Annotated in this window: 12 protein-coding genes; 3 read left to right on the top strand and 9 right to left on the bottom strand. The window is 35.1% G+C overall.

All coding sequences use genetic code 11. The features are described from left to right. Positions 1-6: 6 nt before the first annotated feature. The 4 genes from IEV85_RS16225 to IEV85_RS16210 form a co-directional block, all read right to left on the bottom strand. Positions 7-849 (bottom strand): phytoene/squalene synthase family protein, encoded by an 843-nt coding sequence (locus IEV85_RS16225; RefSeq protein ID WP_188465322.1) that lies wholly within the window; start codon positions 847-849, stop codon positions 7-9. Positions 850-852: 3 nt separating this feature from the next. Beyond that, positions 853-2,334, bottom strand: coding sequence for a phytoene desaturase family protein (locus tag IEV85_RS16220; protein ID WP_188465320.1), 1,482 nt, complete (start codon positions 2,332-2,334; stop codon positions 853-855). Between the two features lie 3 nt (positions 2,335-2,337). Then, on the bottom strand, positions 2,338-2,850 hold the full coding sequence (locus tag IEV85_RS16215; RefSeq protein WP_188465318.1) for an RNA polymerase sigma factor: 513 nt from the start codon (positions 2,848-2,850) through the stop codon (positions 2,338-2,340). Positions 2,851-3,307: 457 nt separating this feature from the next. After that, positions 3,308-4,240 carry a MerR family transcriptional regulator gene (locus IEV85_RS16210; RefSeq protein ID WP_188465316.1) on the bottom strand — a complete coding sequence of 311 codons (933 nt, stop codon included), beginning with the start codon at positions 4,238-4,240 and terminating at the stop codon, positions 3,308-3,310. Between the two features lie 146 nt (positions 4,241-4,386). On the opposite strand from IEV85_RS16210, the gene IEV85_RS16205 reads away from it, so the two are divergent. After that, a complete protein-coding gene (locus IEV85_RS16205; RefSeq protein WP_188465314.1) occupies positions 4,387-4,689 on the top strand; it encodes a DUF4286 family protein in 303 nt (100 codons plus the stop codon). Between the two features lie 42 nt (positions 4,690-4,731). Here IEV85_RS16205 and IEV85_RS16200 read toward each other — a convergent pair whose 3' ends face one another. From IEV85_RS16200 to IEV85_RS16185, 4 genes are all read right to left on the bottom strand, one after another. Next, positions 4,732-5,208, bottom strand: coding sequence for a GNAT family N-acetyltransferase (locus IEV85_RS16200; RefSeq protein ID WP_188465312.1), 477 nt, complete (start codon positions 5,206-5,208; stop codon positions 4,732-4,734). 141 nt (positions 5,209-5,349) lie between these two features. Then, positions 5,350-6,240, bottom strand: coding sequence for an SPL family radical SAM protein (locus tag IEV85_RS16195; protein WP_188465310.1), 891 nt, complete (start codon positions 6,238-6,240; stop codon positions 5,350-5,352). After that, positions 6,224-6,946, bottom strand: a complete 723-nt coding sequence (locus IEV85_RS16190) for a DNA alkylation repair protein (RefSeq protein ID WP_188465308.1) — start codon at positions 6,944-6,946, stop codon at positions 6,224-6,226. Before IEV85_RS16190 ends, IEV85_RS16195 begins: the two co-directional genes overlap by 17 nt. A 105-nt stretch (positions 6,947-7,051) precedes the next feature. Continuing rightward, a complete protein-coding gene (locus tag IEV85_RS16185; protein WP_188465436.1) occupies positions 7,052-9,187 on the bottom strand; it encodes a prolyl oligopeptidase family serine peptidase in 2,136 nt (711 codons plus the stop codon). A gap of 200 nt (positions 9,188-9,387) precedes the next feature. Here IEV85_RS16185 and ppgK point away from each other — a divergent pair, with 200 nt between their 5' ends. Both ppgK and IEV85_RS16175 read left to right on the top strand, forming a co-directional pair. After that, entirely contained in the window at positions 9,388-10,128 is a 741-nt protein-coding gene (ppgK, locus tag IEV85_RS16180; RefSeq protein ID WP_188465306.1) for a polyphosphate--glucose phosphotransferase, read from the top strand. A 40-nt stretch (positions 10,129-10,168) separates the two neighbouring features. Continuing rightward, on the top strand, positions 10,169-10,546 hold the full coding sequence (locus tag IEV85_RS16175; protein WP_188465304.1) for a hypothetical protein: 378 nt from the start codon (positions 10,169-10,171) through the stop codon (positions 10,544-10,546). A 56-nt stretch (positions 10,547-10,602) separates the two neighbouring features. On the opposite strand, the gene IEV85_RS16170 is transcribed toward IEV85_RS16175, so the two are convergent. After that, positions 10,603-12,093: a M28 family peptidase gene (locus IEV85_RS16170; protein WP_188465302.1), complete on the bottom strand. Its 1,491-nt coding sequence runs from the start codon at positions 12,091-12,093 to the stop codon at positions 10,603-10,605. Positions 12,094-12,201: the final 108 nt, after the last annotated feature.

Genomic DNA, 12,201 nt, shown 5'->3' with positions numbered 1-12,201 from the left:
ATTTTATTATAAGGCGTTTAACCTATGCTTTAAATAACTACCAATCAGCAGAAATAGTTTTTTAGAATCTTTTACTCTAACCCTTTCTTCCAGAATTTTCTGTGGTGGGAAATTTTTAATCTTTTCGAAAAGCTTCAAATAGTATGTATATGCTAAATACACCCCTAGCCGCGCTCCTTTAGGTAGTGCTAAAATCCCCTGATAGGCAGCATCAAAATCACCCTGAATGTCTGCTTCAATTTTTTCTTTGTGACTTTTAGCAAAATCATTAAAATCTACTCCAGGAAAATAAACGCGTCCTCTTTCGTAATAATCTGATTTAATGTCGCGCAGAAAATTTACCTTTTGAAAGGCTGATCCTAAGCTTTTAGCTGGCGATAAAAGTTGCTGATACTGCGTCTCATTTCCTTCGCAGAATACTTTTAAACACATAAGACCTACCACTTCCGCAGAACCATAAATATATTCTTCGTAAGAAGATTGCTCATATTCAATATCAATCAGATCCATCTCCATGCTTCTCAAAAAAGCCTCTATTAAAGAACGGTCAATCTGGTACTCATTTACTACCATTTGAAAGCAATGTAAGACAGGGTTTAAACTTATTTGCCTTTCAATAGCTTCGAAAGTTTGCTTTTTAAATTCCGCTAATAAACTTTTTTTGTCCTTGCTATGAAAAGTATCTACAATTTCATCTGCATAGCGCACAAAACCATAAATAGCATAAATAGGGTAGTGAAATTTTTTATTCAGTGTTTTAATTCCCAGAGTAAAGGAGGTGCTATATCTTTGAGTAATCAGCTTGCTACACTCAAATGTGGTTTGGTTGAATAGTTCTTTAGCGTCCATAATTTAAACCATTTTCAAATCTTTTAAAACCTCTTTGCCTACTACCTGCCCGGATATAAGCGAAGGTGGCACGCCAGGTCCGGGAACAGTTAACTGCCCTGCGTAATAGAAGTTTTTAATTTTTTTATTTTTTAGAGAAGGTTTCAATATGGCTGTTTGTCTTAAGGTATTGGCTAAACCATAAGCATTTCCTTTAAAAGAATGATATTCACTTTTAAAATCATTATGTGCAAAGCTCCTTTTATAAATTACATGATCACGTATATTCTCTCCTAATAAAGCTTCCATCCTACCCATGATAAGATGATAATATTTCTCTCTAATCTCTTCTGTATCTTTAAGGTCGGTGGCTACAGGCATCAATATAAAAAGATTTTCCATTCCTGCAGGAGCAACTGTATCGTCAGTTTTAGAAGTAGCACTTACATAAAACAAGGGCTCTTCGGGCCATTCAGGAGTTTCGTAAATCTGCCGGGCATGAGAACCAAAATCATGGTCAAAAAATAAATTGTGGTGAGCTAGTTTTTGTATTCTTTTATCAACTCCTAAATAAAATATGAGTGATGAAGGTGCCAATTCTCTTTTATCCCAGTATTCCGAATCGTAGTTCCTGAACTGCTCCGGTAGAATTGACTGGTCTGTATGTTCATAATCAGCAGAGGAAATTACTACATCAGCTTCAAATGTTTGGTTAATTGTATGCACCTTATTTACTTTATTTCCTTCACAAGATACTGAAATCACCTCCTGATCCGTAATAAATTCAACTCCTTTTTCTTTAGCAAGATTTACCATGCCTTCTACAATTTTAAACATCCCTCCTTGCGGATACCAAGTACCAAGGCTTATATCTGCATAATTCATGAGGCTGTAAAGTGCGGGAGTATTCTGTGGCAGAGCTCCTAAAAACAATATAGGGAATTCCATGAGACGAATGATTCTCTCATGCTTAAAGAATTTTCTGACATGGCTGTGGATAGATGAAAATATATCCATCCTTAACATGTCATATAACAATCCGGGATTCATGAATTCGGTTAGAGACCGGCCGGGTTTATATACCAGATCATTAATACCTTTTTCATATTTATAGGCTGCCTGCTTCAAAAACTCATCTAAAGCTTTTGCACTTCCGGGTTCAAGCCCTTCAAGCATCTCTTTAAATTGATTGAGATTTGCAGGAACCTTCATCACATCATCCTTGCCAAACACTATATGATAGGAAGGATCAAGACGTTGCAGCTGGTAATAATCGGAAGTTTTCTTGCCAAAATTTTCGAAATATCTATCAAAAACATCAGGCATCCAGTACCAGCTTGGTCCCATGTCAAAAGTAAAGCCTTTAGCTTCAAACTTACGAGCTCTACCTCCTAAATCTTTATTTTTTTCAAGTACTGTTACCGCAAATCCTTCATTTGCCAAAAAAGTAGCTGCAGATAGTCCTGAAAAACCAGAACCTATTACAATAACCCGTTTTTTCACCATTTATTAGCTTGCTTTGGAATATATTTTAAGAGCATCCTTTAACTCTTTTCTGGCAATATGTATCCGATTTTTAACAGTTCCAATAGGTATCTCCAATTTCTCTGCTATCTCATGATATTTAAAACCTCTGAAATGCATCATAAAAGGAGTTTTATAGGCATCATCCAGTTTATCTACCTGTCTTACAATGTCATTCATTGCAAAAGTACCATAAGCTGTATTTTGAGCAATATTTTCGGTGGAATTGATGAAGTGTAAATTTTCTGTTGTATCTATAAAGGTTTTCCTTCTTACCATTCTCTGATAATTGGTAATGAATGTATTCTTCATAATAGTAAACAACCAGGCTTTAAGATTAGTACCTTCCGAAAATTTATCTCTGTTAGAAAAAGCTTTTAACACTGTTTCCTGAATCAAGTCATTAGCCTGTTCCATGTCCTTAGTCAATCTCAAAGCGAATGGCTTCATCGATTTTGTCATACTATTAATTGCGTAACCAAATTCTAAAGCTGTCATGATTGTTCTTTTATGTTTGTTTAACAAATCTATACAAAAGTTAAACGTTAAACAACATTTTTGTTTAATAATTACACACTTTTAATTAAACACAATTACCTAAAAAATGTATTAAAACTGATAAATAAAGCATCTAAACCAAATAAATCGATTTATCAATATATTTACATTTAATTAAATAAGATCGTAAAATGTTTAACAATACATAACAAAACTTGAAATTTATAAACATAAAGCAATGTTAACATTTAAGGGTCTAGTTCCTCATAATTCTATATTACCCGGGCAATCACCTAAATTTCATAATCATTACAAAAGCATTGGGAACAACATTTACAAATGCTAAAAAACACAGAATTTCGAGCTCAATGCTTTAAGAAGAGACTAATTTTTGAGTCAAAAAAAAGAGGCTATCTTTTGCAGAAAGCCTCTTAAAACAATTTTCAGAAACGTACTTTTAATGATACTTCATTTCATTAGTTGATTGATGCACTGTAGCGTTTCCCATCTCCTTTTCTTCCAAAAAATCGATTAGATCTTCAATCTTCATTATAAATTCAACGTTCTTCTTTCTCTTGATATCCTGACCAATTACCTGATAACCTCCCACGAATAATGTAGCACTACTGAAGAGTTCAGCTACTTCATTTACATACTCTTGTAATTCAGCTTTTTTGGGTGCCACAGCACTCATTGTGAGAACAAAATCAGGATTATGCACCTCTTTTACTGTATATAAATCTTCTTTAGGTAAACTTTGGCCCAAGTAGATCACTTTATATTTTCTGACTCTTAAGAGAAAGGCTGCAAACATTAGAGAAAGTTCGTGCAACTCACCTTCAGGCAAGTACAACAACCACTTTCCTTTGGATTCTTTATCGGTTACAAATTGTCCATCAATGGCTACAGTAAGCTTTTGACGTATTAGATTAGAGATAAAATGTTCCTGGGCAGGAAGAATACTTCCTGTTTGCCACAGCATTCCTATTTTTGAAAGAAATGGATAAATGATATTTAACATGGTTCTTTCAAAACCATATTTAATAATGTTATTACTCAGTATTTTCTCAAACCTGTCCTCATCCATATCAATCATACTTAAGGTTAAGGAATTGATTTGATCAGGAAACCGCAGGTTAGTTTCTGCAATTTTCAGAACTTCAGAATTAAGTTCTGCCTCAGACATTTTAGCTATTTTGGAGATTTTATAGCCATTCTCTTTCAGTGTGGAGATATTGAGAATTAACTTTAAATCTTCATCACTATAATACCTAATATTGGTATCTGTTCTTTTGGGCTCTATAAAATTATACCTCTGCTCCCAAATTCTTAAAGTATGCGCCTTTATTCCTGATAGATGTTCTAAATCTTTTATTGAATAGTTACTCACTTTCTTCTTCTCCTTTCTACTTACCTTAAGTTAACAAAACATATATCACAATGGTTGGATAAGTAAATAAATAACCAAAGGAAGACTAAAAATGTTTTCAGGTTAAATTTAAAAACTCCAAATTTGAGGAAAAATAAGTAAATTATATGATTATTTATAATGTAACAGTCAATGTTGAGAAAGAAATAGAGAAAGAATGGGTAAACTGGATGAAAGAAACTCACATTCCTGACATTCTCGCTACAGGTTTTTTCCATGATCACAGAATGTTGAGGCTTTTAAATGAGACTGAAGGCGAAGGTGAAACTTATGCTGTTCAATACTTTACTGATGATCTTGACAAACTGGAAAACTACATGACAAAGGAAGCTCCTCGCTTAAGAGATGAGCATTTTGCTAAATTTCAGAATAAATGTGTTTCTTTCAGAACGTTTCTTGAAACTGTTTAAATTTAAAAGTCCCACACTGAATATTTGTGGGACTTTTAATACCTATTGATTGTAAACTGACTTATATTGAGACTTCTTCACAGTACAATTAATCCATGACTCGTCAAGATTTGCACCTATGCTCTTATAGAAATTAATAGAAGGCTCATTCCAATCCAGTACCTGCCATGTACACAACCTGCAATTTTGCTCATCTGCTTCTTTTAAAATAGCATTTAGAAGAACTCTTCCATATCCTTTCCCACGTTCAGATTCAGTAACAATTAAATCTTCCAGATATAGAACTTTTCCGTTCCAGGTTGAGTAACGATAATAATATAAAGCAATTCCTACTATTTGCTTCTCATCTTCCCCAACAAATAATCCATAAGCAGGATTTTCGCCAAAACCATCCTTAATCAATTCTGCCTCATCTATTACTACTGCATCTGGCTCACGCTCGTAAACGGCTAATTCTTTAATCAATTCCAGTACTCTGGGGATATCATTTTCTGTTGCTTTTCTTATAACTATGCTCATGTTTAAATTTAACTGCAATGCGCCAAACGCACAAAGTTTATGAAACAATTTATTAGCTAAAACAGGGTGCATCAATCACGAAAAAGATTAGGAGATACTTTTATAAACTTAAAGTTATGATCTGTTTAGCAATACATGTCATTAGTAAAGGATAGTATTACTTATCTTGTATTTCACGCTTAACTCTTTCATTTTCCTGCTAAATGCATTTTTATAATATTCCGGCATCTGTGAGCCATATTGAAAATATTTCTCATACTTGCTTCTCAAATGTGGAAAATGCTTTGCTATAGCATTCAAAACCAATACTTTGCTATCTGCAGCGCCATTTCCGTACAATGTTAATGTTGCAGGAAGAATATAATTAACATCACATCTCTTAAAAGTTGAAAACAAATTTTCCAGATGCTCTGTAGTATCTGAAATAAAAGGGAGCAGGGGCATCATGCTTATTCCTGTATGAAAACCCTCCTTTACAGCTTTTTCAACAGCTTGAACGCGCAAAGATGGCTTGGTAGCACCTTTTTCAAAAATTTGAGCCACCTTGTCATTAAGAGTTGAGAAAGAGAATGATATAATTACTCCTCTTCTCATACTTTCCTGAAAACTTCTTGGCAAAATAGCTTCCTTATCTATTTGATGCAATAAATCAAAATCTCTTTCTATTAAATCTGATTTTGTAATAATGTGAACGGGAAACTTATATTTAGCTATTACTTCTAATGCATGACGAGTTAACTGATATTTGTTTTCCAACTGTAAATAAGGATCTGTTGCTGAAGAAAGTACAATAATTCCAAATTGCTTTTTTCGAGCTCGGTTGAACAGCTGTTTTTCCAGAATTTCTATTGCGTTCGTTTTTATGCTTAAACTTTCTTCAAGGTTAGCTCCATATTTACTTCCTCTTATGTAACAATAGAGGCAATTGAATGAACAGCTGCTATATAAATTGAGTGTATAATCATCTAAAAACCATGGATCTCTCCTTTTGGTTTTATTTAAAACTGATTTCACTTCAATTTCCTTTGGCATAGCTATTTCTATTTAATCCTATCTCCACTTTTCTCCTGAACCAATTGGCTACTTCTTTCTGATTATTTATGTCTAACTTATAAGAAGAGATGATATCAGGATGAAATTTGGCTGTGGTTTTTGCAGCCCAGCCTACCCCTTGCCTGATTTCCTTATCACTGCTGTTTGCCATAGTCAAAAGTATTCTAAAAAGCTGCTGACAGTGAGCTTTCCCTAAACCCTTCTTTATAGCATAATGGCCTCCTGCCCCCAATGAGCGCACAACCCAGTTACTTGGATGTATTGAAAGTTGATCAAATTTTGGAAACATTTTATGAGGATAATTAAGTAACGCATATCCGAAAACTCTTTCGCCAATGATATCACAGACATACCAAATGTCAGCTTTGGAGATATATTCAGCAGCTTTTTCTATAGATAAATCAAAATCTACTACTAATCTTAACTGCAATATTTTCCCTATCAGCACATTCCCTCCTTCTGTTTTTAGGCTTTCTATCTTATCACATACAAGAATATGTTCAGTATCTGGCAAAAAATCAAACATCTTATGAGCACAATATTCTAAAAGCGGGAATTTAACCTTTTGGGAAAGTATAACTTCATGTAGTTTTTCAACGAATAGACTTATTTGACCCGGAACATAACTCTTTACACAAAGCTCCCACTGTGCTTTCAAATCACTTTTTCGTGTAATTACAGTCATAATCCTCAAGTGTTAAACTCCTTCTAATGTACTACTATCTAATTTCCAAACAAAAAAGGGATGAGCAAGCTCATCCCTTTTCTAAAAGAAGCCGGTCAATCGATATTACATCTCTTTATCATATGGCACCACACCCATATTATACCATGCAAAAGCATACATATCTGCATACTCATCAATAATTTTATCTGTTGGCTTGCCTGCTCCGTGTCCTGCATTGGTTTCAATTCTAATTAAAACCGGGTGATCTCCTTCATGTTTACTCTGTAACTCTGCTGCAAATTTAAAGGAATGTGCAGGTACTACACGATCATCGTGATCTGCCGTAGTAACCATTGTAGCAGGATATTCTACTCCCTTTTCAACATTATGAACAGGAGAATAGCCTAAAATATACTCAAACATTTCTTTGCTATCTTCAGAAGTACCATAGTCAGAAGCCCAACCAGCTCCGGCAGTAAAGGTATGGTATCTTAACATGTCCATTACTCCTACAGCAGGAAATGCTACTTTAGCCAAATCCGGTCTCTGCGTCATAGTAGCACCTACCAGTAAACCACCATTAGATCCTCCGGCAATTGCAAGGTAATCAGAACTTGTATAATTGTTTTTGATGAGGTACTCTCCGGCTGCTATAAAATCATCAAACACATTTTGCTTATTCATTTTAGTACCCGCTTCATGCCAGGCTTCTCCATATTCTCCTCCACCTCTTAAGTTTGGCTGAGCGTAAATCCCACCTTCTTCTAACCAAATTAACCTTGAAACGCTAAACCCAGGCCTTAAGCTTACATTGAAACCACCATATGCATATAAGTAAGTGGGATTTTTGCCGTTTAATTCTAATCCTTTTTTATAGGTGATAAACATAGGTATTTTAGTACCATCCTTGCTATCATAAAAAACCTGCTCTGTTACATAAGCCTCAGGGTCAAAATCTATAGCCGGCTTCCAGTATAATTCTGAGGTACCCTCTTTAATATTATACTTAAAAATTGCTGACGGATAAGTGAAAGAAGTAAATGAATAATATAATGTAGCATCTTCCTTTTCACCACCAAAGCCACCTGCCGTGCCTATACCTGGCAACTCCACTTGTCTGATTTTATTACCTTCATAATCGAATTGGTGGATTTCAGTTTTCACATCAACCATGTAATTAGCAAATATATTTCCCCCTGCAGTACTTACACTAAGTACGTTTTCAGTCTCGGGAATGATGTCTTTGTAATTTTCAGTAGAAGGGTCATTTACACTAACCTGTACCAGCCTTTGATTTGGCGCGTCCAGATTAGTAACGATTAATAATTTTTCCCCTTCATTGTCTAATACATAATGTTCACTTTCAAAACCTGTAGCAATTGGAACTATAGGGCTATTTTCCTTAGAAAGGTCCTTAATATAGAGTTCATTTCCGCTTGTACTATTTGCTGCAGTAATGAAAAGGTATTTTTCATCATCACTTACGGAGCCACCAATGTATCTTCTCGGGGTTTCAGAGCCTCCAAACACTAATTTATCACTAGATTGTGGAGTGCCTAGCTGATGATAATAGAGCTTATGTTCCTGTGTTTTTGCTGATAGTTCACTCCCTTTTGGTTTATCGTAGCTACTATAATAAAAGCCTTCATTTCCTTTCCATGAAACACCACTGAATTTTACATCTGTCAAAGTGTCTCCAACCATGCTTTTATCAGCTGTATTGAGAACAATTATTTTACGCCAGTCAGAACCTCCTTCGGAAATAGAATAAGCCAGCAAAGAGCCGTCCTTAGTAAATGAAGTGCCGGCTAATGAAGTAGTAGCATCTTCTGAAAAAGTATTAGGATCAAGAAATAGTTCTTCTTCTCCTTCCAAACCCTTTTTTCTGTAGATAACCCACTGATTTTGCAATCCGTCATTTTTATAGGTATAATAATAATCACCGTGCTTTTGAGGAGCCCCTTCCTTTTTATAATTCCACAGCTTAGTTAATCTTTCTTCTATTTTATCTCTGAAAGGAATAGAATTTAGGTAGCCAAAAGTAACTTCATTTTGAGCTTTTACCCATTCTGCTGTCTGTTCGGAACGATCATCCTCCAGCCATCTATAAGGATCAGCCACTTCAACACCAAAATAGGTGTCAACTGTATCTACTTTTGCAGTTTCTGGATAAGATTCAATTACTTTTTTCTCTTCTGCTTTTTCCATATTACATGCCATTAATAAGGCAAAGGAAAGAATTATCAAGTTGTTTTTCATCATAAAAAGAGGGTTTAACATAGAATTAGAAAAATAATAAGAAAATATGATTATGGCGAATAATATATATCAGGGTTCCGTATAAATATTAAATGCGGTTTGTTAAAGTTATAATTGGCTAGGTTCACAATTGAAGATTGTAATTATTCTCTTTGAATTAGAAAGCTTAACTTGCCGCTTAATAACAATCTATAGAATATTTGGAAGTATTAGGCATTGACATAGGCGGATCAGGGATGAAAGCTGCCGTAGTTGACTTAGAAAAAGGAATATTTGTTTCCGAAAGGAAAAGGTTTCAAACACCTCAGCCTGCAACACCTGAGGCGATGATAAAAACAATTGTACGACTTCAAAAACACTTCCAGTGGGCTGGCGAGATAGGCTGTGGATTTCCTGCAGCTATTGTTGATGGAATTGTAAAAACCGCTTCCAACATTGATGAAAGCTGGATAGGTAACCCCATCAATCAATTAATAGAAAAGGCCACCGGCTGTAAGGCTGAGGTAATGAATGATGTGGATGTAGCAGGCTTAGCTGAAATGAGGTATGGTGCCGGGAAAAATTATAATGGGGTGGTGTTAATGATCGCGGTTGGTACAGGAATAGGTTCTGCTTTATTTTACAGGAAAAAGCTTGTACCTAACACAGAATTAGGTCACCTTCAACTACATGGAGATATTGCCGAAGCTTATGCAGCAAATTCGGTAAGAGAAAGTGAAAGGCTAAGTTGGGAAGTATGGGGAAATAGACTCAATGAATATCTGTTAGAGGTAGATAAATTATTTTGGCCTGAATTAATTATTTTAGGAGGCGGGGTAAGTAAGGAGTTTTCTAAGTATAAAAAATTTCTACATCCAAAATTAAATATCATTCCTGCTCAGCTACGCAACCATGCAGGAATTGTGGGTGCAGCCTATCAGGTACATTCTGAGAATAAATAATATATTACAACTATTAAATAAAATAATGTGTCCTTTAACTATGAAAAATCTATCCATATTACTTTCAACTATTATTTTATGCCTTATGGCTTCAAGCTGTAAAGATCAAAATAATGATAAAAACGATGATGCAGCTGGTAACAATGTTACTATTGAGGCCAAAAGTGGGGAATTAATTATTCACCCGATTAGTGACGCTATTCCTACAGAAGGAGGTTACAAAATTACTCAACAAGCCAAAAACTATAACAAAAGTGAGATAATAAACGGAGGAGAGGAAGCTGCTATCGAGTATCATTATCAATCTAAAGAGGGCTTTACCGGCACTGAAACTGTAGAAATTACCAGTACCTATAGCATTGGTGATGGCAATATGAAAGTAGGAGATATTATCACGCTTACAATCACTGTAAAATAAAAAATGTCTGCCGTAAAATTATGGCAGACATTTTCTCATTAAACCCTGATCGAAGTTTATTTGCTATATAGTTGCTTTCCTGCTTCATAGTATTTATCACCTTCCATCCAAAATGGAGTTTCAGGATCATTGGCAATTAATCGGGCAGAAAGAACAAAAGCTTTAAAAAACTTTTCAAGGTATTCATAATCCAGGTTATCAGGATTATCAGCCTGCTGATGATAATACTTCATTATTTCAGCATCAAAAGCTGTAAACCCTAAACTAAATGTAGGTGCAGGAATCCCTTTTTTCGCAAAATTCACATTATCACTTCTGTCGAACAGACCTTGCTCACCGGCAGGATCATCAATAGCTTCTAAACCAAAAGTAGTAGCCGCTGTAATAATATGTTTTCCTGCAGTAGTTCTTCCCAAACCAACAATTGTTGCAATACTTGTGTCATTATAGCCACCATTATCGCTATTAAAGCAGTATACCATCTGATTAAGTGGTATTAGCGGATTTTCTGTATAGTATCGGCTACCCAATAATCCCTTTTCTTCAGCTGTAAACAGGATAAAAAGGGCTGACCTTTTAGTCGGATTTCTGGCAATACTTTCTGCAGCACTCATTACGGTTACTACACCAACTGCATTATCCCTGGCTCCATTATAAATTGAATCTCCTTCTGCATTAGGCTTACCAATACCTATATGATCATAATGTGCTGAATAGATCACATACTCATTTTTAAGTTTAGGGTCTGTGCCCTCCACCATACCTACTACATTTTTTGCAGGGATATTTAATTGCATTTCTTCGCCAATGAAAACATCAAAGTACTGCTTAATTCTTTTAGAAATAGCCATTAATAAATTACTCTCATAATCCTTCACCCAAAGCTTAAAAAAATCATTCCCCTCAGTTTTTTCCTGCTTTTTTATAGTAACAGTACTTCCTCCAGTATACCTTTTAAACTGAGTCCAATTTTCGGGTGATTTTGTATGAAGTTCTATCAACCCTTTAGCACCTGCTTTTTTTGCCCGTTCTGACTTGGCATTGCTTTCTATAAAAACTGTTCTCAAATCCTGAGCCTCTTCTGTGCCAGCTAAAACCACAGCTATTTTCCCTTTTATGTTTTTATTTTCGAAATCCTTTTCTGTCCCGTAACCGGCATAAACAAATTCAGCTTTCTTCGTATCAACACCTGAACCCTCAATACGCATTAGGTTTTCAGGGCTTACCACGGTTTCTCCTAACTTTAGTGAGTAAACCTCCGGTGCTATAGTTTTAACCAGAGGCACATGTTGAAAATAAGGTTCTTCAGTTCCGGGAACTGGTTTTACGCCATATCTTTGAAATGTACTGGATAAATATCTTGCCGCCACATCAATTTCGGGCGAACCTGTTTCTCTTCCTCTAAGCTCATCAGAAGCAAGAAAGTAAATATGACCTTTAATGGTGCTCTTTTGAATTACCTCTTTTGTAAGCGCTTCATCAGATGATTGTGCAAAGACTGAAGCAGCAAAAAAGACAGAGATAATAGCTATTACATAATTTTTCATATGGTTAGTTTTATTTTATAACTTTATTATAATCGCAAAATGATCAATTAATTTAGATCAATCTATTGTTGAATAAGTGGTATTGCTCTCTTTGTGCATTAAAAATAG

Origin of the sequence: Marivirga lumbricoides, assembly GCF_014636295.1 — a bacterium.
GTDB lineage: Bacteria > Bacteroidota > Bacteroidia > Cytophagales > Cyclobacteriaceae > Marivirga > Marivirga lumbricoides.
The sequence above is the reverse complement of the archived record's forward strand: the minus strand, read 5'-3'. Positions and strand labels throughout refer to the sequence as shown.

What these genes read in the sequence shown, in the direction of transcription:
- IEV85_RS16185 (WP_188465436.1), bottom strand. Translation starts at nt 9,187, where the DNA reads ATGAAAAACAACTTGATAATTCTTTCCTTTGCCTTATTAATGGCATGT.
- IEV85_RS16170 (WP_188465302.1), bottom strand. Translation starts at nt 12,093, where the DNA reads ATGAAAAATTATGTAATAGCTATTATCTCTGTCTTTTTTGCTGCTTCA.
- IEV85_RS16175 (WP_188465304.1), top strand. Translation starts at nt 10,169, where the DNA reads ATGAAAAATCTATCCATATTACTTTCAACTATTATTTTATGCCTTATG.
- IEV85_RS16205 (WP_188465314.1), top strand. Translation starts at nt 4,387, where the DNA reads ATGATTATTTATAATGTAACAGTCAATGTTGAGAAAGAAATAGAGAAA.
- IEV85_RS16225 (WP_188465322.1), bottom strand. Translation starts at nt 849, where the DNA reads ATGGACGCTAAAGAACTATTCAACCAAACCACATTTGAGTGTAGCAAG.
- IEV85_RS16200 (WP_188465312.1), bottom strand. Translation starts at nt 5,208, where the DNA reads ATGAGCATAGTTATAAGAAAAGCAACAGAAAATGATATCCCCAGAGTA.
- IEV85_RS16215 (WP_188465318.1), bottom strand. Translation starts at nt 2,850, where the DNA reads ATGACAGCTTTAGAATTTGGTTACGCAATTAATAGTATGACAAAATCG.
- IEV85_RS16195 (WP_188465310.1), bottom strand. Translation starts at nt 6,240, where the DNA reads ATGCCAAAGGAAATTGAAGTGAAATCAGTTTTAAATAAAACCAAAAGG.
- IEV85_RS16190 (WP_188465308.1), bottom strand. Translation starts at nt 6,946, where the DNA reads ATGACTGTAATTACACGAAAAAGTGATTTGAAAGCACAGTGGGAGCTT.
- IEV85_RS16220 (WP_188465320.1), bottom strand. Translation starts at nt 2,334, where the DNA reads ATGGTGAAAAAACGGGTTATTGTAATAGGTTCTGGTTTTTCAGGACTA.